At 44.3% G+C, this 24283-nt stretch carries 18 protein-coding genes; 13 read left to right on the top strand and 5 right to left on the bottom strand.

Annotated features, from left to right (window positions below; all coding sequences use genetic code 11):
• Both Q1A86_RS17480 and Q1A86_RS17475 read left to right on the top strand, forming a co-directional pair.
• Positions 1 to 3075, top strand: a complete 3075-nt coding sequence (locus Q1A86_RS17480) for an efflux RND transporter permease subunit (RefSeq protein ID WP_299809425.1) — start codon at positions 1 to 3, stop codon at positions 3073 to 3075.
• 1 nt (position 3076) lies between these two features.
• Entirely contained in the window at positions 3077 to 4546 is a 1470-nt protein-coding gene (locus tag Q1A86_RS17475; RefSeq protein WP_299809422.1) for an efflux transporter outer membrane subunit, read from the top strand.
• Positions 4547 to 4647: 101 nt separating this feature from the next.
• Here Q1A86_RS17475 and yegS read toward each other — a convergent pair whose 3' ends face one another.
• Positions 4648 to 5559: a lipid kinase YegS gene (yegS, locus tag Q1A86_RS17470; RefSeq protein WP_299809419.1), complete on the bottom strand. Its 912-nt coding sequence runs from the start codon at positions 5557 to 5559 to the stop codon at positions 4648 to 4650.
• Between the two features lie 351 nt (positions 5560 to 5910).
• Between yegS and Q1A86_RS17465 the strand changes: the two genes are divergently transcribed.
• The 11 genes from Q1A86_RS17465 (at position 5911) to Q1A86_RS17415 (ending at position 20056) form a co-directional block, all read left to right on the top strand.
• Positions 5911 to 6579 carry a GntR family transcriptional regulator gene (locus Q1A86_RS17465; RefSeq protein WP_299809417.1) on the top strand — a complete coding sequence of 223 codons (669 nt, stop codon included), beginning with the start codon at positions 5911 to 5913 and terminating at the stop codon, positions 6577 to 6579.
• A gap of 136 nt (positions 6580 to 6715) precedes the next feature.
• Complete coding sequence (gene prpB, locus Q1A86_RS17460; RefSeq protein WP_299809415.1) at positions 6716 to 7594, top strand: methylisocitrate lyase; 879 nt, start codon at positions 6716 to 6718, stop codon at positions 7592 to 7594.
• Positions 7595 to 7782: 188 nt separating this feature from the next.
• Positions 7783 to 8937: a 2-methylcitrate synthase gene (prpC, locus tag Q1A86_RS17455; protein WP_299809413.1), complete on the top strand. Its 1155-nt coding sequence runs from the start codon at positions 7783 to 7785 to the stop codon at positions 8935 to 8937.
• A gap of 265 nt (positions 8938 to 9202) precedes the next feature.
• Positions 9203 to 11818, top strand: a complete 2616-nt coding sequence (acnD, locus tag Q1A86_RS17450) for a Fe/S-dependent 2-methylisocitrate dehydratase AcnD (protein WP_299809510.1) — start codon at positions 9203 to 9205, stop codon at positions 11816 to 11818.
• A 361-nt stretch (positions 11819 to 12179) separates the two neighbouring features.
• Positions 12180 to 13409 (top strand): 2-methylaconitate cis-trans isomerase PrpF, encoded by a 1230-nt coding sequence (prpF, locus tag Q1A86_RS17445; protein WP_299809411.1) that lies wholly within the window; start codon positions 12180 to 12182, stop codon positions 13407 to 13409.
• 269 nt (positions 13410 to 13678) lie between these two features.
• Positions 13679 to 13981 carry a YkgJ family cysteine cluster protein gene (locus Q1A86_RS17440; RefSeq protein ID WP_299809409.1) on the top strand — a complete coding sequence of 101 codons (303 nt, stop codon included), beginning with the start codon at positions 13679 to 13681 and terminating at the stop codon, positions 13979 to 13981.
• 242 nt (positions 13982 to 14223) lie between these two features.
• Positions 14224 to 15045 (top strand): bifunctional 2-polyprenyl-6-hydroxyphenol methylase/3-demethylubiquinol 3-O-methyltransferase UbiG, encoded by an 822-nt coding sequence (locus tag Q1A86_RS17435; RefSeq protein WP_299809406.1) that lies wholly within the window; start codon positions 14224 to 14226, stop codon positions 15043 to 15045.
• Positions 15042 to 16142, top strand: a complete 1101-nt coding sequence (locus Q1A86_RS17430; RefSeq protein ID WP_299809403.1) for an HNH endonuclease — start codon at positions 15042 to 15044, stop codon at positions 16140 to 16142. The genes Q1A86_RS17435 and Q1A86_RS17430 overlap by 4 nt, the downstream gene beginning before the upstream one ends.
• A gap of 166 nt (positions 16143 to 16308) precedes the next feature.
• Entirely contained in the window at positions 16309 to 17283 is a 975-nt protein-coding gene (locus Q1A86_RS17425) for a hypothetical protein (RefSeq protein ID WP_299809400.1), read from the top strand.
• Positions 17280 to 19325, top strand: a complete 2046-nt coding sequence (locus Q1A86_RS17420; protein WP_299809397.1) for an ATP-dependent helicase — start codon at positions 17280 to 17282, stop codon at positions 19323 to 19325. Before Q1A86_RS17425 ends, Q1A86_RS17420 begins: the two co-directional genes overlap by 4 nt.
• Before the next feature lie 407 nt (positions 19326 to 19732).
• On the top strand, positions 19733 to 20056 hold the full coding sequence (locus tag Q1A86_RS17415; RefSeq protein ID WP_299809394.1) for a GIY-YIG nuclease family protein: 324 nt from the start codon (positions 19733 to 19735) through the stop codon (positions 20054 to 20056).
• Positions 20057 to 20209: 153 nt separating this feature from the next.
• Here the strand turns inward: Q1A86_RS17415 and Q1A86_RS17410 are convergent, their stop codons facing one another.
• The 4 genes from Q1A86_RS17410 to Q1A86_RS17395 form a co-directional block, all read right to left on the bottom strand.
• Positions 20210 to 20491 carry an IS3 family transposase gene (locus Q1A86_RS17410; RefSeq protein ID WP_299809391.1) on the bottom strand — a complete coding sequence of 94 codons (282 nt, stop codon included), beginning with the start codon at positions 20489 to 20491 and terminating at the stop codon, positions 20210 to 20212.
• 25 nt (positions 20492 to 20516) lie between these two features.
• Positions 20517 to 20792 (bottom strand): transposase, encoded by a 276-nt coding sequence (locus Q1A86_RS17405; protein ID WP_299809389.1) that lies wholly within the window; start codon positions 20790 to 20792, stop codon positions 20517 to 20519.
• 150 nt (positions 20793 to 20942) lie between these two features.
• Positions 20943 to 21467: a hypothetical protein gene (locus Q1A86_RS17400; protein ID WP_299809387.1), complete on the bottom strand. Its 525-nt coding sequence runs from the start codon at positions 21465 to 21467 to the stop codon at positions 20943 to 20945.
• Between the two features lie 788 nt (positions 21468 to 22255).
• Entirely contained in the window at positions 22256 to 24076 is a 1821-nt protein-coding gene (locus Q1A86_RS17395) for a S8 family serine peptidase (RefSeq protein WP_299809384.1), read from the bottom strand.
• Positions 24077 to 24283 lie beyond the last annotated feature (207 nt).

Genomic DNA, 24283 nt, shown 5'->3' with positions numbered 1-24283 from the left:
ATGATGAATTTAGCTGAATTTGCCATTAAACAGCGAGTATTTGTGCTGTTCTTTAGCGTGTTATGCGTCATCGTTGGGCTCATTTCCTATTTTGAACTCGGTAAGCTTGAAGACCCCAGCTTTACGGTTAAGAGCGCTGTCGTTGTTACTCTCTATCCCGGTGCCTCCGCCCATGAAGTGGAGCAACAGGTGACAGATAAGATAGAGACTAAGTTGCAAGAGATGGGCTCCATGTGGAAGTTGCGTTCGCTTTCGCGTCCAGGTAGCTCCATGATTTTTATTGATCTTAAGGAGTCGACTAACTCTGAAGATCTTCCTCAGGAGTGGGACCTACTAAGGCGAAAAATGAACGATGTAAAGTTGTCTCTACCGGCAACGGCTCAGCTTAGTATCGTTCAAGATGAGTTTTCTGAGGTCTATGGCATGCTCTTTAGCGTATATGGTAAAGATGCTGACCCTGAGGCATTACGCCAATACGCGAAAGAGTTACAAAGGCGCCTTAAGACTATCGATGGCATCAAAAAAATTGAACTGCATGGTGTGCAGCAACAAGCTATCTATATCGACCTGCCTGATGAGCGATTAGCCCAATATGGGATCTCTTCGGCGCAAGTTATCAATCAGTTGGCCACTCAAAATCTCACCTACGACAGTGGTAGTTTCCCTGTGGGCGCCGAGCGGATCCGGATTAATCAAAGTAGTGCGTTTAAGAGCGTACAAGATATTAACGATCTGACCATTAAAGGCGGGGCAGGAGACTACAGTACAGGCTTAATTCGTCTCGGTGATATCGCTGAGATAAATTTGGGCTATCAAACACCCGCTAGCAGCATGAGTCGTTTCAATGGTATGCCCGGTGTTACCTTAGCAGTGAGTCCTGTAAACGGTATCAATGTCGTTAGCCTAGGAGAAGAGCTGACACAAATTATCCAAGATTACCAACAGACTCTTCCCGTGGGTATTGAAATTGGCACCATAGCCTTTCAACCGGATGAAGTGAATAAATCGATAGCAGATTTTGTCACTAACCTGCTAGAAAGTGTGCTGATTGTCTTTGTCGTACTGCTTATCTTTATGGGCTTTAAGAGTGCAACAATTGTCGGTAGTAGTCTGCTATTTACCATTTTACTGACATTGATCTACATGTACATTGCTGGGGTCGATCTGCAGCGGGTATCTCTGGGTACCTTTGTGCTAGCGTTGGGCATGTTGGTTGATAATGCTATCGTGATTACAGATCTCATCATCGTTAAGCTTAATAAGGGCATAGAGCGCACTAAAGCGGCTATCGATGCGGTTAAAGAAACCTCAAAACCACTGCTTGCAGCAACTGTGATTGCTATTATGGGCTCCACACCTGTACTGTTTTCAAAAACCGATGCGGGTGAGTTCTCAAGCTCAGTGTTCCTGATTATCTGTTCTTCACTGCTGTTCTCCTGGCTGGTGGCGGTGACCTTAACGCCTCTGTTGTGCTGGTTATGGTGCAAACCGTCTAAAAACAAACAACAAGCCGAACAAAAAGTCAGTCGCTATCAGGCAGCGATTAAATGGACTGTGATGAATCCACGTAAGGCTATCGGCTCAGTCATTCCCTTATTACTGATCACGGCTATGGCTGTGCCATATGTTGCCATCAATTTTATTCCAAGCTCAGATAGGGCAATGGTATTCCTAGATTACTGGTTACCAAGCGGGGCTAAAATCGAGCAAACCTCAACTGACATGAAAAAAATAGAAGGCTGGCTTTTACAGCAAGCGGAAGTCTCTTCTGTTTCGAGTTATGTCGGTGCCAGTGCCCCCCGTTTTTCGGTCACAGTGGAACCTGAGCCCTATGATTCAAGCTATGGCCAGATTGTCATAAACGTAAAAAATTACGACGGCATTAAAGCGTTGAGTCAGCGGGGAGATCTATGGTTGGCACGGGAGTTCCCTAATGCTGAGCCGCGTTTTCGCTCCCTAAAACTGGCGACTAAAGACAAGTTTAGCGTTGAAGCACGCTTTACCGGTAGCGATCCTAAGGTGCTACAAGCTCTGTCAGAGCAGGCGCAAGCTATCATGAAGCAGCATCCTAATGCTAGGTATGTTAGAGATGATTGGCGTCAACGGAGCAAAGTTATTACACCGCTGATAAATCAAGAGAAAGCGCGTCTTGCGGGAGTCAACCGTACCGATATTTCTTTGGCAATCAAGCGGGCCGCCGAAGGGGTGCCTTTAGGAACACTGAATCAAGGCGATCAACTCATCCCAATTAGAGTGAGAAGCCATAATAGCGATCTTGGCCAATTAGAAACCTTAACTGTACGGTCGTTACTCGGCTTACACAGTGTGCCACTCGGTCAGGTTGTCGATGGTTTTGAACTCCAATCTGAGCAGAGCATGATATGGCGTCGTGATAGGGTGCCAACCATTACGGCTCAAGCGGATGTATTCGATGCAACACCGGCTCAGGTTCGCAACCAAATAAAAGATCAAATCGAAGCGATAAGCTTACCTGCGGGTTACTCGTTTGAGTGGGGCGGAGAGTACTACGATGAAAACCGTGCCATAAACGATACCTTAAACCAGCTACCCAAGGCCTTATTGATGATGGTGGTAATAATGGTCGCTATGTTTAACGGTTTTAAGCAACCCGCTATCATTCTTATTACGTTACCATTGGCCACTATAGGGGTGATCTGGACGCTACTACTGCTCGGTAAGCCCTTTGGATTTATGGCACTCATTGGCGCCATCACCTTGATGGGGATGATCATTAAAAACGGCATAGTGTTAATGGATCAGATTGAGCTAGAGCGCGCTAAAAATATGCCTATGCGAGAAGCGGTGATAGTGGCGACGCTTAACCGCACCATGGCTATCTCGATGGGGGCGTTAACGACAGCGCTGGGGATGATCCCGCTGCTAAGTGACCGTTTATTTGACCAGATGGCCGCTACCATTATCGGCGGACTTGCCGCAGCAACTGCCTTATCACTATTTATTATGCCAGCATTTTACTGCTTATTTTATCGCAGTAGCGACAAGCCACAACAAGTCGAGCCACTTATTGCACAAACTTTATTGGAGCAAAAATAATATGAAAATTTTAAAACTTGCCCCACTTGCAGTGGTACTCATTGTTTCGGGTTGTGCAGTTGGTCCAGATTACCAAGTACCGACCACTCAACTTCAATCAGAGTATTTAAACCAAGGTGTGGACGGAACAAAATCCGGCGCATATCAAGCAGAGCAAGACCATGCTTGGTGGCATCAATTTAATGATCCTGTGCTGAATCAGTTAGTCATTGATGCCCAAAACCAAGCGATTCCATTGAAAGTTGCCGCCGAACGCATAAAGATGGCGCAGTCTTATCAAACAGCGATTGAATCTTTTAAAGTGCCAACGGTGAATGTAGGCGCAGGTTTTGGTAACGCCCAGATAAGTGAAAACGATCCGCTGCTAGGTGGGGCGATAACGGCAACTAACCCAATGACAGGTGAAGAGTTAGGTTTAGTTGATGACAATAACAGCGCTTTTTTCGCCGGCGCGACCATTGCCTGGCAAGCTGATCTATTTGGCCAAATAGACAGGCAATCGCAAGCTGCAGCAATACGCAAAGAGCAAGCCGTCATAATGCGAGAGGGATTAACAACATTAATTACCTCTGATGTTATCCATAATTACCTGCAAATGCGTGGCGCCCAAGAGCGTAAACGCATTGCTTTAAGTACAGTTAGCGACCAAAAGCGCACCCTTGAGTTAGTCAAACTTATGGTTAAAAGTGGTTATGGTTCTAAACTCGAACAAGCCCAAGCTAAAGCAATGCTAGCCGTGACTCAGTCGGTTATTCCTCAGTTAGAGATAGCTGAAAATGCCCACCGCCAGCGCCTAGCAATTTTGCTTGGTGAAACACCAAAACAGGCTCAATTGCGCTTTAGCCAGCAGATGCCATTGCCAGACTTTCAAGGTGTGATCCCAACAGGGTTACCGTCAGATCTACTTAATCGTCGCCCTGATATCAAAATGGCAGAGCGAGAAATGGCAGCCTTAAATCAAGAGCAAGGAGCGGCAATAGCAGCGCAATACCCTAAAGTCTTTCTAACCGGCTCACCGGGCGTGTTGGCCAAAGACTTTGATGATCTATTTAGCAGTGACTCAGTGGCTTGGTTAGGCAGTGTCGGTATCAGTTGGAATGTGTTTGATGGCGGCCGCGGTGACGCCATGGTTGAGTTACAACAAGCACGTTTCGATGTAAGTGTGCTTAGGTATCAACACTCAGTGATTGCCGCATTTGGTGAAGTCGAAACCCTGTTGCAGGGGTATGGGCACAGCCAGCAATATGTACAACGGGTTATTGAAGCTGAAGCCGAAACCACGATAGCGGTGAATAAAGCTAAATCCTTATACAAAGCAGGTCTGAGTGATTACCTGCCGATTTTAGATGCGCAGCGTCAGCAAAATATGCTTAAAGACCGTATTATTGCAGCAAAACTGCAGACCGCGCATATGACAATAGGCTTACATAAAGCGCTTGGGGGAAATTGGCTGGTAAACAGCGGTGTATAAGTCATTTTCGCTGGTTTAGCGCCAGAGTTAGCAATACTAATAAGGGATGAAAATGCAGTGCTTGAGCACTGCATTTTTATATAAAGCCATTACATTAATGCTTACTGAATCACTGGACAATTATCTGGACAAACAAGCTTTATTGCATTAGGCAAGACTGTTATTTTGTGCTGTAAAGCGGCGGTCGGCTCGCCGTCTAAATTAACCGGTAAAGCTTGCTCTGAATCTAAGATAATTTCGGTGACCTGAAAGCGATTAACGAACTCGCCATTGACTATAGGTTGTTTAAGTTCGTCAACAACATGTTTTAATGCCGATGTTGGAAAATGCTTAACCAAAAATACATCCAGTAACCCATCATTAAGTAAGGCATTAGGTGCCAAATTTTGTCCGCCACCCGCTAATCGGCCATTGCAAATAGCACCAAGCAAACCTTCACCCTGTAAATCTATTTTGTCACCGTTAGCTAAAGTTGCAGAGATCTGCCCTTGATAAGGGCTAAAGTTAAGAGCTTGCACTAAGCCAGAGATAAAATAGGCTTGGCCGCCTAGCAGATCTTTTAATTCGACAGGGGTATCAACCGTAACTTGCGCGCCAAAACCTGCAGATGCCACATTGATAAAGTAATTATCGTTAGCTTGCGCCATGTCGATACTCTTGGCGTTACCAGTGACTGCCAAGGCTAAAGCGGCCTCTATTTCAGTGGGAATTTGGCAGGCTGTAGCAAAGTCATTGGCAGTGCCCAAGGGTAATATGGCAAGTTCTATAGCCGATGGTGTTTTCATTGCTAACTGCATAATAGCCACTGCGACTTCGTTAACCGTGCCATCGCCGCCACCTGCGATTACGCGTGTGATGTTAAGTTCGATAGCCTCGTTGACAAAGCGTTTTACATCACCACTTTCCCAAGTGCAGCGCACTTCAAGAGTATGGCCTTGAGCACGCAGTGCCATAACAGACTCTCTGATCTGCGCTAAACCTGCTTTTTTGCCATTAAGAATTAACATTGCCATCGTTTGCCCCTGTTTTAATTGCTTAACCTGCTGCTTGTGCTCCCAGACTAGCATAGTTTTTAAACCATTCTTTAAACGAGCCCGTAAACTCATGGTATAAAATTCGGGCGTGCACACTGCACTGACGCCTACTTAATATCTAACTCAAATACCATGGTTTATCTTGGTAAAAACAGCAGCGCTTAAGCAAAATTCTGTAAATATTTAGCGACTAAATTCTACAGATGCTGATTAACTGTCTCTTAGACTTTACTTCTACTTTGTCGACAATTTGTTGGCTATATGTTGACTATTGATGTTTAACTGGCTAGATTGTCGACAATCAATTAAAAACTAATATTGTGTTTGATAATGACATTTTTTAGCGAACAGCCAGTAACAACAGCCGATAAAACCTTTTTCCAACTGCGAAAAGCGATCGTAGAAGGCGAGGTGTTGCAGGGCTCAAAGCTAAGTGAAACAGAGTTGTCGACAAAATATGCCGTTAGCCGAGCGGTTGTCCGTGAAGCCATTAATCGCCTTGAAGCCAGCCACTTGGTTGAACGTAAAGCCAATGTCGGCGCAAGAGTCGTCAGTCTCAGTGCCGAAGGGTTACTTGAGCTTTATCAGGTGCGGGAGTCACTCGAGGGGATGGCGGCCAGACTCGCGGCGTTAAATATGTCCGATCAAGAAATCTTGGATCTGCAAGCTTTGCTCAATAGCCACTTTAACGAAGTTAAATCCGGTCAGTCATATTATCAAGAGGCGGGAGACGTCGACTTCCACTACCGCATTATCTTGGGCTGTAAAAATAAACATCTTATCTCTATGTTGCTCGATGGCATTTATCACTTGGTGCGCATGTATCGTGTACAGCTTGGGATGACAGGGCCCCGTGTCACTACCGCATTTGATGAACATAAACACATAGTACAAGCCATCTGTAATCGCGATGCTGAACTCGCCGAAATGTTGATGCGGCGCCATATCTTGTACTCAAAGAACAGTATCGAAAACAAGCTTTTGGCAACAAGTAGTTGAAAAAACTAAGCAGACGAATAGTTAAAAACATAAACAATTGACAGTAGAAACATCACCATTGCTTTGTTTGTTGCAGTAGCTGAAATGTAAAGCAATAGCAGCAAAATAAATGGTCGATAAACATAAGGAACAACACATGAGCGCAGGTAAGAAGTTTCGCGAAGCGTTAGCCGCTAACAAGCCCCTACAGATTGTCGGCACCATTAATGCCTACTCAGCCATGATGGCAAAGAAAATTGGTCATCAAGCCATATATCTATCAGGTGGCGGGGTGGCAAACGCCTCTTATGGATTACCAGATCTTGGCATGACATCACTAAATGATGTGATAGTCGATGTGCAGCGCATCACCTCAGCCTGTGACTTACCGCTAATGGTGGATATCGACACTGGTTGGGGCGGCGCGTTTAACATTGCTAAAACCATTCGTGATATGGAAAAAGCCGGCGCAGCAGCGGTACACATGGAAGATCAAGTTGCGCAAAAGCGTTGTGGCCATCGTCCTAACAAAGAGATTGTCACCACCGAAGAGATGGTAGATCGCATTAAAGCTGCGGTTGATGCTCGTACTGATCCAGACTTTTTCATCATGGCCCGTACCGACTCTTTCGCCCAAGAAGGTTTAGAGGCGGCGATTGCCCGTGCTAAGGCTTATGTGGCAGCAGGCGCAGACGGTATTTTTGCCGAAGCAGTGAAAACCGAAGAGCATTACCGCGCGTTTAGCGACGCTCTCGATGTACCAATTCTTGCCAACATTACCGAGTTTGGTCAAACCGAACTGTGGAACAAGGAGCTGTTAGGCGAGTGGGGCGCTTCTATGGTGCTTTATCCACTGAGTGCCTTTAGAGCCATGAATAAAGCAGCCGAAATGGTGTACACCTCTATTTTAGAAAATGGCGACCAAAAAGCTGTGGTGGATTCAATGCAAACTCGTATGGACCTATACGATTACTTGGGATACCACGATTACGAGCAGAAGCTAGATAAGTTGTTCTCAGAAGGTAAGAATCTGTAATCAGCTTTTTAAACGATTAAGGTTTAGCTCATCCATCAATAAGCTAGACCCAGCAAAACAAGCAGTACCTTACAAAGTAAACCATACGAGTTTACAAGCGGAAGCGTTAAGGAATAGCGCGCCAATATAAATATAAAAATTATCCAAAGCCTTAAAGCTGACGGGAAACAAATAGAAGGAAGACAGTAATGGTTGATAAGACAGAGGTTTCAAAAAAAGCAGTTGATAAGAAGTTAGGTGGCGCAGGCCTTCGTGGTCAAAGTGCCGGTGAGACCGCCCTTTGTACAGTCGGTAAATCAGGTTCGGGTCTGACCTACTGTGGTTACGATGTATCTGACTTGGCAGATAACGCCACGTTTGAAGAAGTCGCATACTTGCTATTTAACGGCGAATTGCCAAATCAAACACAGCTGGATCACTACAAAACGGAACTGTTTGCCCAGCGCGATCTTCCTCAAGCCCTGAAAGAGGTTCTTCAGCGTATTCCAGCCGATGCCCACCCAATGGATGTGATGCGCACTGGTTGCTCATTTCTAGGTAACCTAGAGCCTGAGAACGACTTTAGCGAGCAGAATAAAGCCGCTAACCGCTTGTTAGCCGCGTTTCCTGCCATCATGTGTTACTGGTATAAATTCTCTCACGAAGGAGTAGAAATCGACTGCATTACAGATGAAGATTCTATCGGTGGTCACTTCCTGCATCTACTCAATGGCAAAGCGCCATCGGATCTACACCGCCGTGTGATGGATGTGTCGTTAATTCTGTATGCCGAGCATGAGTTTAACGCATCAACCTTTACTGCCCGCGTCTGTGCGTCAACCCTGTCAGACATGTTCTCTTGTATCACAGGTGCCATCGGTACACTTCGTGGCCCACTGCATGGCGGCGCAAACGAAGCGGCTATGGATATGATCCAAAAATTCACTTCACCACAGGATGCCAAAGAGCAGATGGCAGGCATGCTTGAGCGTAAAGAAAAAATTATGGGCTTTGGTCATGCGATCTACCGCGAGTCAGACCCACGCAACGTTATCATTAAAGCCTGGTCTAAAAAGCTTGGGGCTGAATTTGGTGACAGCTCACTGTATGACATCTCGGTAGCCTGTGAAGAGTTTATGTGGGACAGCAAGAAGCTGTTCTGTAATGCAGACTTCTTCCACGCGTCGGCTTACCATTTTATGGGTATTCCAACTAAGTTGTTCACGCCTATCTTCGTCTGTTCACGCCTGACTGGCTGGGCAGCGCACGTGATGGAGCAGCGCTCAAATAACCGTATTATTCGCCCTAGTGCAGACTATACGGGTAGCGAGCCACGCAAGGTGACACCTATTAGTGAGAGATAGAAGCTAGAACGCGACTAAAACATAGATAAGGTCGCGGCGAGAGCGTCGCTGCGCTCCTGCTAGATCCTATACAGTCAAAGGATAACAGCATCACTGCTTAGGCTATTGAGTGTGCTTTTGATTGTATAGAAGGGCTTCTTTTAAGAGGTATTAGCCCGCTCTAGCCGCGTAGCGTCCTAGAAGTGAGCTTGCGAACGCCCTAGCATCTAGAACCTTGCTCTTAGAGTTAAACACCATATTTAAACGGGAATGCGTTATGAATCCTATGAATACCCAATACCGTAAAGCTTTAGCCGGTACCGAATTAGACTTTTTTGACACCGAAGCCGCCGTTAATGCCATCAGCCCAGGTAGCTATGCAAAGTTGCCATACAGCTCCCGTGTGTACGCCGAAAACCTAGTACGCCGCTGTAGCCCTGAGTCACTTAATGATTGCCTAAGCCAAATTATCTATCGTAAACGCGATTTAGATTTCCCTTGGTATCCTGCGCGCGTGGTGTGTCACGACATTCTTGGCCAAACCGCACTGGTTGACTTAGCAGGCCTACGTGACGCCATTGCTGAAAAGGGCGGCGACCCATCAAAAGTAAACCCTGTAGTTCCCACGCAGTTGATTGTGGATCACTCACTTGCTGTTGAGCACGCTGGCTTTGAAAAAGATGCCTTTGAGAAAAACCGCGCCATAGAAGACAGACGTAACGAAGATAGATTTCACTTTATCAACTGGACCAAAACGGCCTTTGAAAATATCGATGTGATCCAGCCGGGTAACGGCATCATGCATCAAATTAATCTTGAGAAAATGTCGCCAGTGGTACAAGCCCGAGACGGCGTAGCCTTTCCAGATACCTTAGTCGGCACCGACAGCCATACCCCCCATGTTGACGCACTAGGCGTTATCGCCATCGGTGTTGGTGGATTAGAGGCTGAAAGCGTGATGCTAGGCCGCCCATCCTATATGCGCCTACCTGATATTGTGGGTGTTGAGCTGGTGGGTCAGCGTCAAAGCGGCATTACAGCAACCGATATCGTACTGGCTATTACCGAGTTCCTGCGCAATGAAAAAGTCGTCTCGACTTATCTAGAGTTCTTCGGCGAGGGGGCTGCCAACCTAACCCTTGGCGATCGCGCGACCATTTCAAACATGACGCCTGAATTTGGCGCTACAGCGGCCATGTTCTATATCGATGACAAGACTATCGATTACTTAAAGCTAACAGGTCGTGACGACAAGCAAGTTAAGCTAGTCGAAACTTATGCCAAGCAAGCAGGTCTATGGGCTGACACGTTAGAACACGCTGAGTATGAGCGCGTGCTGCGTTTTGACTTATCAAGTGTTGGCCGTAACATTGCTGGTCCATCAAATCCCCATCGCCGCGTCGCCACCTCAGATCTTGCCGCAAAAGGTATTAGTGCCCCCTTTGCTAACAAAGCTGAAGAGGAAGCAGGTTTAATGCCCGATGGTGCTTGTATCATCGCCGCTATCACCAGTTGCACCAATACCTCTAATCCGCGTAACGTGATTGCCGCAGGCCTGCTTGCACGCAACGCTAACGCAAAAGGTCTAACCCGTAAGCCATGGGTTAAAACTTCATTAGCTCCGGGATCTAAAGCGGTTCAGCTGTATTTGGAAGATGCTAACCTATTGCCCGAACTTGAAGCGCTAGGCTTTGGTATTGTCGGTTTTGCCTGTACGACCTGTAACGGCATGAGCGGCGCACTGGATCCTGTTATTCAACAAGAGGTTGTCGACCGCGATCTTTATGCCACGGCTGTGCTCAGCGGAAACCGCAACTTCGATGGCCGCATTCACCCCTACGCTAAGCAAGCCTTCCTTGCATCGCCGCCATTAGTAGTTGCCTATGCGATAGCGGGTACCATCCGCTTCGATATTGAAAAGGATGCGCTTGGGCAAGACAGTAACGGCAACGACATTTTGCTTAAAGATCTGTGGCCATCTGATGAAGAGATCGATGCCGTCATTGCGCAAAGTGTTAAGCCAGAACAGTTTCGTAAAGTGTATGAGCCTATGTTCGACATTAAAGTTGAATACGGTTCTAACAATGACCCACAATATGCGTGGCGTCCACAGAGCACCTATATTCGTCGTCCACCTTATTGGGAAGGCGCATTAGCGGGCGAGCGCACCATGAAAGGCATGCGCCCATTAGCGGTACTGGGTGACAACATCACCACCGACCATCTATCGCCATCAAACGCAATTATGCTCGATAGTGCGGCTGGCGCTTATTTAGATAAAATGGGCTTACCAGAAGTGGACTTTAACTCCTACGCTACCCACCGCGGCGATCACTTAACGGCGCAGCGAGCCACCTTTGCTAACCCTAAGCTATTTAATGAAATGGTGACTAAGCTCGGTCGCAATGGTGAAGTCGAGGTTAAGCAGGGCTCTTTTGCCCGCATCGAGCCAGAAGGTGTTGAATCACGCATGTGGGAAGCGATTGAAACCTACATGGAGCGTAAACAGCCGCTGATCATTATTGCTGGCGCCGATTACGGTCAAGGCTCTAGTCGAGATTGGGCCGCAAAAGGGGTTCGCCTTGCCGGTGTTGAGGTGATAGTGGCAGAAGGATTCGAGCGTATTCACCGTACCAACCTTGTAGGTATGGGCGTATTGCCGCTTGAATTCACTAATGGTGATAACCGCCATACCTATCAAATTGATGGAACCGAAACCTACGATGTGATTGGCGAGCGAACGCCAGGCGCATTGTTGACGGTGATCATGACAAGGCGCAATGGCGAAACCGTTGAGATCCCAGTTAAGTGTCGACTCGACACCGCAGAAGAAGTCTCTATCTACGAAGCGGGCGGCATACTCCAGCGCTTCGCCCAAGACTTTTTAGAGTCTTCAACGTAATGAAGAGTCCTCAACGTAGTAAAGAGTCTTCAACGTAGTAAAGTGTCTTCAACATGAGCCTTAAGCGGATTGAGAGTCCTTATCGCCAAATTTGAAGGAATATTGAGCTACAAACGTTGTAAGACGGTATTGCAATCTATATGAAACGCCGCAAGTACATCCTTGTAGGCTCTACGGTGGCATCCATGCCACCAAAGCTCATATAGTCAGCAATACCGTCAACTCAATTTCACACTTTATATTTTGGCAACGAGAGTCAGTGCGGGAGCTAATTAAAGGAGCTACCGAGCGCATTATCATTGTTCTCGGACCCATTTAACGTTGAAATGACTAGGCATTACGGATTGACAAGGTAAAACACATGACCACATCAACAGATTCAAAAGCAACATTTGCCCCGCAAATCAAAGTGCCGGCCACCTATATGCGTGGCGGTACCAGTAAAGGGGTATTTTTTAATTTAACCGATTTACCTGCTGATGCGCAGGTAGCAGGACCTGCACGTGATGCACTGCTGCTTAGAGTCATTGGCAGCCCAGATCCTTACGGTAAACAAACTGACGGCATGGGCGGCGCAACATCGAGTACCAGCAAAACGGTGATCCTCGCCAAGAGTGACAAGAGCGACCACGATGTGGATTATCTTTTTGGCCAAGTGGCCATCGACAGGCCTTTTGTTGATTGGAGCGGTAACTGCGGCAACTTAACCGCTGCGGTCGGCTCGTTTGCCATCAGTAACGGCTTAGTCGACAGCAGCCGCGTGCCTGAAAATGGCATTGCTGTGGTACGTATTTGGCAAAAAAACATACAAAAAACCATTATTGCTCATGTGCCTATGACAAATGGCGAAGTGCAAGAAACGGGTGATTTCGAGTTAGATGGCGTCACGTTCGCTGCAGCAGAGGTACAAGTTGAGTTTTTAGATCCTGCAGATGGCAACGGTGCCATGTTCCCGACGGGGAACCTGATTGATGACTTACAAGTGCCAACAGAGGTTGTGCCAAGCGGCACCTTGCAAGCCACCATGATCAACGCGGGTATTCCAACCGTGTTTATTAATGCTTCAGAACTCGGTTACAGCGGCGCAGAGCTACAAGATGCCATTAACGGTGATGCAAAGGCGCTTGCCATGTTTGAAACCATCCGCGCTCATGGTGCAGTACAGATGGGGTTGATTAATCATATCGACGAAGCAGCTAACCGCCAACACACGCCAAAAGTGGCGATAGTGGCTGCGGCCATTGATTACATCTCATCTAGCGGTAAAGCGATTGATAAAAACACTATCGACTTAAATGTACGCGCCCTGTCTATGGGCAAGCTACACCATGCCATGATGGGCACTGCAGCGGTAGCCATAGGTACCGCTGCAGCGATCCCTGGCACGTTAGTCAGCTTGGCAGCAGGTGAGGGGCAGAGTAATGCGGTTAACCCTGGTTTTGTCACCTTTGGTCATCCCTCTGGCACACTTAAAGTCGGCGCAGAGGCGAGCCAAGTTAATGCTGAGTGGCAAGTCAATAAAGCCGTTATGAGCCGCAGCGCCCGCGTACTAATGGAAGGTTGGGTGAGAGTGCCTAGCGATACGTTTTAATCTTGTAAGGCCGCACCCTTTAATCAAGGCTTCTGTAGTGGTCAACTCAATTTGGCCAATATTGAATCGAATGTTGAATCGAATGCTGAATCGAATGCGGCTAAGTTAAGCTCAAACCTGATCCAAAGCAAAAGCAATAATCAAAAAGCAAAAACTAAGAACTCAGCCAAAGCTGGGTTCTTTGCGTTAAAAGCGATAGAGAGCAAAATAGTCGTGAAAGCTACAGTTTTAGCGTATCCTAGCGGCCATTAAATTTAATACTGCTGTTTATGAACATTGACGTAAAAGAGATATCCGATCCCGTAATCAACTCTGAGATCACCTGCTCAAACTGCCAGGCCTGTTGTTGCCGTTTAGAAGTGATGATAGTGACAGATACCGGGGTACCTGATGAACACATCACCGTTGACGAATATGGCGCCGAAACCATGTTGCGCCTAGATGATGGCTGGTGCTCCGCAGTCGATAGAGACACCTTAATGTGCACCATTTATGAGAACCGCCCATGGATCTGCCGCCTGTTTGAGATGGGATCTTACGAGTGCATCAGCGAGCGCAAAGAGCTGCTTTAAAAGAACTTTTTTAAATGGCTCTTTTACAGAACTCTTTTAAAGAGCTTTTTTAAAGAACTATAGTTTGAGGTTTAGCTAAACGAAGGATTTGTTTATCGTGACCTCAATCATACTATTTCGCTTTAAATATATGATCTAGATGTTCTTTTAACTCACTGAGTATGATAATTTATTTGGATTAAATAAGCGCCTAATAACAATCGAACAACCAAGAAAAAGGCGCAATACAAAGGAATGTATTAGTGGTTTCTATAGCCAAACAGCAAGACACTGCCAGCTTTTATAATACCCATGCGACTAAACTTGCTGCCCAGTATCAATCAACTTCATTTGAGCTAGTGCACGAGTCATGGATCGCGCATTTATCTGATGTCTTCGTTTCTCACAGTAGTTCTCATGCCAGTTCTCACGGCTCTTCTAATACCAGCTATCACACCAGCTCTCCATCAGCTTCAACCGATCCTAAGGCGTATTCCGCAAGTATTAATGTGCTGGATATTGGCGCAGGCTCCGGCCGTGATGTTAAATATCTAGCAGAGCAAGCAACAAGCCAGCAAAGTGTTGCTGTCTATGCCATAGAGCCCGCAAGCGAATTAGCTGCAATAGGCAAAAGCTTAACTCAAGATCTTAACGTCACTTGGATACAGGACTCACTCCCGGCGCTTAATACGTTAAGTGAAATATCTGATCTTAACCAAGCCAATCTGCATTTTAAGCTTATTTTACTTAGCGCTGTTTGGATGCACATTCCTGAATCACAAAGGCTGCAAGCGCTCACACGTTTAGCCCAATTACTTGAACCTCAAGGCAAGTTGATTATCACCTTACGTCACGGTCCAAGTGGTGATGAGCGAGAGATGCATCAGGTGAGTATTCAAGAGCTAGAAACGTTATGCCTAGACCTGAGTGATGACGGCCTAAAACTAACGATTATCGATAGCGTCAAAGCTGAAAAAGATAAGCTGGGTCGAGACAACAAGGTTTACTGGGAAACGCTGGTACTGCAAAAGGTAAACAAGCTGGGTAACGCTATTGAGATGCAATCGACGGGTGAACAGTCATGAGAGAGTCTTTATCTCAACAAGTTGATGCACAAACTCAAGTTAGCTTTATTAGTTATTTGCAGCGTTTGTTAGTCGAAGGCGAGTTTACCGCAACCTATAAGTTTGCCTTACTGCACGCCTTAGCTGATATCTGTATCGAGCGACCACTGCACAGTGATGTTACCGCCAACCTGCACGATGCATTAGACAGTGTGATAACCATAAACGAGTTAGTGGTGAAGTTTATCGAACTGTATTGGCAACACTCTTTACCGTATAACGGCGTGGGTGTTGAAGCATTTGTTCTTTTGCAAAACTCTGGCGGCCAATCGGCATTGGTACAAGACTTAGCGGCATTTCGCCAGCAAGGTATACGTACCCTTGGTCAGTTAAAACAGCATGCAGGCTGGAATAAGTTAGTTAGCAAGACCCGCAGCACCTTCAAACAAGGCCCACTCTGGCGATTACAGTTGCTTGCGGGTAAAGAAGAGTGCTTTTACTACAACCACGACAAATCGCAAAAGCATATTGTGCTTAAACCTGGCATCGCTTTTTGCTTTAGGCGTTTTTACGATCTCGTTGTGTCTCTATCAAGAAGTCATTGGACACAGAAAGTCAGCGCATTTCCTGCAAACTTCAACGCGCTTGGCGGCAAAGGCAACTTATCCGAATTTTTATTCGGTTGTGATCGCAGCTCAATTATCAGTGCTAGACCGTTACTTACCGAGATCCAACAAGGTAAATGCTTTTACTGTAATAAGCCGCTGAAAAACGATGGCAGCAATGCAGCCGAGGTTGATCACTTTATCCCGTGGGCGCGATATCCAAACGATCTCGGCCACAACTTTGTATTGGCACACCGCAGCTGCAACAACGCCAAACGGGATCATCTCGCTGCCCAGCGCCATAAAGAACGCTGGTATGAACAAAACATCATAAACAACGCTGCACAAATCACATCAGAACTCAGCCAATATTTTATTTGTGATAGTTCACGTTCAGAAGCCATTACCGCATGGGCATATCAGCTAGCGCACCAAGGTGATTCGCCATTGTGGCTAGCGGGAAGGGAGTTTGAGTTTTTAAATGGTGGTGGCGAGGTTGATCTGACTTATTGAGTTTTAGGTATTGATTGGAAGTGGGTTAAGGGTTGATAGCTTAATGAGCTAGTTAATAATGCTACCTCGGTTAATTTGTTTTTAGTAACTGACACAGTTGATAAAAACCGTGTTTAATGAAAAGATTAGCTTCAAAAGAAATAGATAGTTCTCGGAAGAGTGATAAATGGAAGTTTCTTCTGCCCAACATGCTTATGCGATTGACTATGCAGGTGTTCTGACCCACATACTAAATGTTGTAAAACATGATTCATATACTTGCCCTGGTTGTTGTGGTGAGATGGTTGCCGTTAAAGGTTCTGTAAACATTCATCATTTTCGTCATAATCAAGCGACATGTAGTTATGAAACTTACCTTCACAATGCCGCAAAAAACGCTTTCTATAGTCGGTTTAATGAGACTTGCAACCCTATAGTGCTTGTTTTGGAAAGAGCTATATCTTGTGAAAGTAGAAAGAAGAAATTCTTACTGGATATAAGCACTAGCTGTACAAATGTTATTGAAGCCAAATACAACCTTAAAAAATTATTTAGTCAAGCCTCTTTAGAAAAGTACGACAAGAGAACCGGCTTTACGCCAGATGTCATGCTGTCTAATTTAGACAATGATCGTCTATGTTATGTAGAAATTTTTGTTACTCATAAATGTACGGAAGAAAAAATAGCTTCTGGTGTTCCAATCGTTGAAATATCAGTGAAGGATGAAAATGATATTAAGTATATCCAAGAGTCTGACTTTTCATTCAGTGATTTAAACATTTCCTTATATAACTTCAGTGTAAAAGACAAATCTGTCCAAAAGTGCCACAATAACTGCCGCTATTCTACACTTCTCTTTGAAATTTGGTCCTTGAGTCCCAGTGGAAGGCTAAATAAGGTTGTTAAGTCATTTGCTCATTTGACTGAAGAAGATCTTTCGCAGAGTAGCTGTTGGTCAGCGAATTTAGATAAACGTATTAAGACTAAAAAAATAGTTACGCTAGTGAGAGATATGGACCCACAAAATATTTTTTCTAATTGTTTAAAGTGTATCAATATTTCTGAATGGAATGATGGAAAAATTAGTTGCTTAGAAAAAAACACTGCTGTGCCTTATACAGAAGCTAAAGTTTGTAAGAATTATGAAGTAGTCGAAGTATGAGTAAGAGCTTAACTTTAGAACAACAAAAAATAGTAAAGCATATCGATGGTCACGCTCTGGTAAGAGCTGTTCCAGGAAGTGGGAAAACCACCACATTGATTATGCGCGTTAAGTATTTAATAAGTAGAGGCATTGCACCTGAAAATATACTCATCCTCATGTACAACAAAGCAGCACAAGTAAGCTTTCAAGAGAAGTTAAAAGTAGCAATCATAAAATATAATGTACCAAATTCGCCTGAAGTAAAAACATTTAACAGCTATGCCCTTAAGTTGATTAAGGAAGCACAACAATCCAAATTAATAAAACGAAAATCACTTGTCAGGCCAGAAGACCATAAATACCAAGAATTATTGAGAGAGTGCTATTTCTACGGAAAGCAAATTGAAAGTCGCTACCTTGATAATAATGAAGTTGAAAAGTTAGAGTTAAACATTTCAAATTGGCGTTTAGAAAACTTGACAGCTGATGACTTAGAGCATGACCCAAACTATAAAGAAGTCGATGCCATCAACAAGCGTGCTTACAGAAAGTATTGTGAACTATTAGAGCAATATAACCTAAGAACCTTTGATGACTCCCTGATTGAAGCTGTTCAATTGCTTCGTTCTAATCAATTTCCAATACCAGAATTAACACATATTATAGTCGATGAATATCAAGATGTTAATTACATTCAGAATGAACTAATTAAGAGCCTAACTACAGAGTACACCAGTGTGATGGTTGTCGGAGACGTTAACCAATGCATTTATAAGTGGCGTGGAAGTCGTCCAGATTTCATTGAAGGGATATTTGAGAGAGACTTTAAAAAGAGCACTGTTTTCAACCTTTCATGTACATTTAGGTATGGGCACCAATTGGCTTATATAGCTAACTCCGTTATTAGTAAGAACAAAGATTCAAATAGTAGTTTTTGTATTAGTCATCCTAATAATTCTGATACAGAAGTGTCAATTCATCAGGGGGGGGATTTGATAGAACTCCTTCAACTATGTGAGAAAAGTTCTACAAATTATTCTACTGCAATAATAGCAAGATCTAATGCTGATCTAATTGCACCTGAAATTATCCTTAAGATACTTAAATTGCCTTACAACACGAAAACTACTCAACAAAAGTTAGTGACCAGACCAGAGATTACGTTATTTACTCTACTAATGTGTTTAGCTATCGATGGCGATTTTAGAAAGCTATTTCCTATTAAGAATATTAAGCCTCTAATAAAGAACTTTATGAAGCAACTTGGCTTCAGATTACCAAAAGGGATGTTAAATGAAATAACGGAGGAAACAGCCAGAAATAGTGAGCAGTTTCTAGAGATAATAAAAGATAAAGGAATATTAAGTCAGAGTGTTAACTGTAAACTGTTCAACTCCATTCAAGCGATAAATAAGTCATATAAATCTGAAGATAAATCATCAGATTTATACAGAGATTTTAACGATAAAGATTTATTTTCAAATGTAAGCGAATCAACCATTTTACGTAGAGAGTCAAACGACCAATTACGGGGTATTAGTGTTATGGAGCAGCTTTTGGATACCTTTGAAATTACTGTAGGTGATTTATTATCTACATTAATAGTACCTAAAGAACACCAAGAAGATGATGTTCGCTTCCATTTAACGACTATGCATGGTTCAAAAGGCCTAGAGTGGAGTAACGTTATTCTCATAGGTTTAAATGATAAAGTTTATCCGGGGTTAAGCAATGAATCATCAACCCAAACGAAGTTAGGAGATTTAGCAACCAAAAAACATGATGATTTAAAAGAAGAAAGACGTTTATTTTATGTAGCGATAACAAGAGCAATTAAGCATTTACACTTAATCGTGCCAAAAGATCAAAACCTAGAGTTTTGGAATAAAAAGCGCTGGTCATCGACACCGAAAAAAGAAGTTGATGCAACAAGGTTTGTATTCGAAATGGATACAGTGATAGCTAGAGAGCTGATAACTAAGATACAAAACCCAAAGGGTAAAATTAACCTTACACCACGTGCTAAGATATATCTTGCAAAACTCGCTGGTGTTACTTAGACGAACGACTGACAGATTTATTGTGGATGGCACGTTAAATTACGATTACGTGAAAATGATTTTGCACCTAGAGTCGTAAAAAAAAAGACAGTATCAATTTTAATGGATTTGTTCCGCTTCTGGATAGAATGTAAAAAGCTAACGAGCACTATAAAACTCGGGCTCACCATAACTATGGTCATGGTTCTATGCACATTGAAGTTAATGCAAGCGTTTAAGGAATCAATACAGCGGCAGGCTTTGTTGGGCAATCAATTGACTTCCTATCAAAATTATAGCAGCAAGTAGTGTTAACTAACTGGAATGAATTCGGGGCAATGCTAGAAAGTAGCAGCTCTAACAACTAAATCCAGGTGTCCTACGTTGCATCTTATTTAGGGCTATACGTTTTATTTGTAGGTAATTTCATGGAAAGTAGAAAGATGTTTTCGATTTATATTCTAGAATGCAGTGATGGATCATATTACACTGGAATGACTAGCGATCTTCAGAGGAGGATGGTTTCTCATTACACTTGTGATGATATGTGCGCACAGCACACTAGATTTCGACAACCAGTTAAACTAGTTTTCTCGGTATCTGGTATTGCAACGGGAAAAATAGCAAGAATTGGTGAAAAATATATTAAGGGATTAGTTCGGCCAAAAAAGAAAAAGATAATTAATGGTGATTTAAGGATGACTGAATTACTTAATAAAAGAATATTCCCACAAAACACAGTTAATGAATAGAAAATAGACTTGAAATACCATCTATTAATAACGAAGAGAGCCAGAATTGTTCAATATAGGCTCCTCTACTAAGTGATGTAGTCAACTAAAACTGTACACTAACAGGGGATAGGTATTTATACAGCCGTTTCAGCGGCTGTTGGTGTCATGTAATTATTGCTGGCTACTGATAAGCCCAGCATCTCTAATTAAACTTGCGGCCTTATAACGGCCAACATTTTCACCCAGTTGATTAAGTTGACCTGCTATCGTTCTTGCTCCCGCAGAGCCGCGACTATCACTATGTATATCAATCGCTTTTTTGAGTAATAACTCACGTTCTGGTTTTATTAATTCACGGTGTTTTAGGTGATAATGATAGCTGCTTCTCGGAATTTCAAATAAGTCACAAAGTGGTTTACCACTGTTTTGCTCTCTCGATAACGATTCAATCAACGCTATCGTTTGATGCTGTCTTGCATTAAGAGAGCGGTAGCTTTTTTAAGATGTCTTTCTCCCATTCAATTTTCTTAATTTGAGCTTCAAGCTCTTGAATGCGCCTTTGCTCTGGAGTCATAGCGTTGGCAGGTGGAGTAATACCTTCAAATTCTTGCTTTAGTTGGATAACCCAACGTCTCATTGCTGTTGGGCCTACACCGGTAGCCTGACAGGCTTCACGAATGGTATAGCCTTGATTAATAACAAGGTTAGCTACATCAATTTTAAATTCTGTTGAGTAAGTTGGTTGAGTCTTCATTATTTTTACACCGTTCTATATTAAGGAGAGTTTACCTCATATCGGTGTACAGGTTTATTAAGCCTGAAGAGAGGAGTTTGTTGTTTGTTTGAGGCGTTATACACTGGTGCTGCTTATAAGAAAGGGGGGGACTCCCCCTCTAACGAATTACTATACTTTTTTCTTAGGTTTTCCGCGAGTTGAACCCCGAACCGAGTCAGGGAAATTTTCATTTAGTACTCGTCGACCTGAAGGGGTTACTTTATAGTTTTGTGTGTCAATTTGGGCTATCCAGTTGTTATTTAAAGCCCACTCAATATTTGAAGGTGCATTAGTAGGGTTTGAGCCTTTATGTTCAAGAAATAACTTTCGGTAGTCTTTGATATCAAATGACTCTCGTCCTTTCGACGCTAAATATACGCCTACTGCGAGAGCAACTTCGCAGTATCTGCGTACATCATGTTTTTCACAGAAGGTAGTAAAGTCGCTTTTGCTATCGCTCGTTGTAAGAACCTTTGCTATTGGCGTTTTTTCTATTTTGTCCTTTGGGTGATCTTGCGCGGCGCCTTGAGGGATATCAACTATAACTGAACTGTCAGAATACAATAATGCAATGATTTTTCGAGCAAAGTCAGGTGTTACGTATTCATCAATGCTTATGTTTTTACCGCTAATTGATAGTCTATGTTCGCTCATTACTTTTGATCCCCGCTTGATTTTCGAGGATGATAGCAATTTAAAAACGCGCAATCAAGTTTAGGCGGCGTGGGGATTGTCTGTGCGTATAGTTAAGTGCTTGTGGGGGGGGGGAATACTTGGTGTTTTTGCTTCGATTCAGTTAAATATCCCATATTACAGTACTTAGGATATGTGGGGTCAGAGTAAACTTTATTTGATTGCCATACTTTTTCTTATCCCACGACCCAGCTTTAGACCCTTTGTACTTACGCATTTCTGTCCACAAATGAGTTTGTAACATCTGGGAGAACTAATTCGGAAAGATGATGATTCAGATGTCGGTACGACTGTGGGCTTCGATTTCAAGGATGAAACCGCAGAGCGGCCAAGGACGGCTTTACAGCGTTCTACAGAAGTTGCGACATCTGAGCTTACTGCGAATTATTGCCTCTCTTCGTGTCCTCAGTGTTCCATTAACATCCGTGTTAAACGGCCAGTTCGCTATCCCTAGCTCTCGCTTATTAGCGCATGGCTTCACCATATTCGCCGTGGTGAATAGCTTTTGTCCAAAAACGAGTAAGCTCCATTGGTAAGCATATCCTTTGGTTATCATATTCTTAGTTATCACATGAGCGCAGAAAATATTGTGAGATGTGGCTTCTGCTAAATTTGCAACTCTCACTACGAAGTGCTGGGCTTTATTGAAGAGAGTGATGATAAAGGTACGCGCAATAAAAAAGCCGCTAATGCGGCTTTTTAGGCTATTTATGTTGATTGTTAGCGGCTAGCAAGTTCAATCAAATAAATTAAAAGGTGACGCTTACATTGCTAGAGCAGTGGTTTGTGCCGGCATCACATACACTGTAAGTGTACATGCCGTAGGCATTTCGTAATGTGTCTACGTGGCTGCCGTCATTGCTGGTTGTGGTTTGGATAAGGCCGTTGCGATAAACATCGACTCGTGTGGCGCTAGCGCCTGACCATGTCAAACTAACTCTATCTTTTCCTTTCGAAAATGATGTTGTAGCGCTGAGCTCGATATCTTCTAACGGCGCAGTGGTGTTACAGCCCATGTTGTTTAAGTAAGCGCTGGCGTCGGCGACCTTGGCGATACCATAACCAAAGTAATCATCTCGGCCTGGTTCACCGGCATCAAATGCTGTGGCTTTGAGTGCCTCACGAATATCATTACCAGTACAGCCGCTATGGTTAGACCATAAAAGCGCTGCCATGCCTGAAATCGCTGGCGTGGCCATCGAGGTTCCGCTCATGAAACCATAATCTGCGGCGGCAATTTTAACCGTCATCTGTGATGCTGCATGTAGAGCGCCGCGGTCGGCAAGTGCGGTGCCGACTGCTGGAATGTCGGTGATATTGGCATCACCCAGTGTTCCATATAGCATGCCATCGACATTGTTTACGATAACTGCGCCTAAACCGCCCGAGGCTTCACAGTTTTTAACCTTGTCGTGAAAAGAGATATTGCCTCGGTCGATAAGACAAACTTTGCCATTGGCATTTGCGTCGATTGCTTCGGCAGTTCCCATAAAATAGGGCTCGCCAGTCACTTCGCCAGCGTTCTCCATAGCCGATGAGGCGAGGGCTTGTCCGTCTGCTTCAAGGTTGGAATTGACCGCCATGCTTTGTGGATATGTCGATAGGGTGCTGACGCCGCCTGCGGTGATCTCTACGCAACTGCCGTCGATAATCTCTGTTTTATTCTTCTTGCCGCGCCCAGTAGAAAAGGTCGAACAAGCCGGAAATTGAGAAAATGCGGCAATATTGTTGTCTGCATCGTTTGCGCCTACCATCATCACCGAGGTGTAGCCAGCAGGGAATGTACGGACATTATTACCGTCGTTACCTGCTGCGGCGACCACAAGACCGCCGTCTGAGGTAAAGGTTTTAAAGGCATTTTCTTCGGTCGCATTGGCTCGGCCACCACCTAGACTCATGCTGATAATGTTTGCACCCGCTGCGCTACAAAGGTTCGCGGCGTGGGCCAAGTCAGATGAGTAACCCCAGCCACTGGCATTGAAGACTTTAATGATATGCATTTCAACACCGGGTGCCATACCAACCACACCAAAGCCATTGTCTGCTGCACCTATGGTACCGGCTACGTGGGTACCATGGGGGCCACCATGTTCATCCCAGTTTCCGGTGCCTGAGTCACTGTCACCTGTAATTGATGACCAGACAAAATCGGGATTTGAGCGGTCTAGTCCTGAGTCAATCACACACACTTTAGTTCCTGCACTGGGGTTTAGTGTGAGCTGGTCAGCTTGTGATTGATAAACGGCATAAGGTGTTAACTGGGTGACGGATGGATCGCCAATGTCATCGCTGTATAGCGACAGTGGCACACGGCGTTGATCTTCTTCTACTAGCTTCACATGTGGATTATTAAGTAAGCCTTTGACTGTGCTTAAATCTTTTCCTGAAAATGTCGCTGCGATAAAGCCGTTACCATCTAGGTTAAGCTCGCCACCCACTTTTTTCGCTAAGGCTTTGACTAATCCCTTGTGCCCCTCATCGACTTGGATGATATAGCGTTGATCTGCGGCCTGAGTTGCAAATGATAAGCCTATGCTTAAGGCGATAAGGCTTTTAGTTGTTTTTCTCATTAATACACTCCATTTATTTATGATTCTTATTAAATATGTCTAATTGAATATTTCCGATAAGCTTCAAAAGTTGGCCATTGGTAATTTACCCAAGCCCGCTTCGATGTCGCACTAGCTTAAAAGGGCGTCACCATTCCTACGCTAATGCGCTAGAGTTGAACTCGCGCAAAGCCTCTGAAACTTGCATGTTCAAGTCGTTTGGGTATA

Origin of the sequence: uncultured Shewanella sp. (genome assembly GCF_947497935.1) — a bacterium.
GTDB lineage: Bacteria > Pseudomonadota > Gammaproteobacteria > Enterobacterales > Shewanellaceae > Shewanella.
Note: the sequence above shows the minus strand (reverse complement) of the source record. Positions and strands in the feature narration are given on the sequence as shown.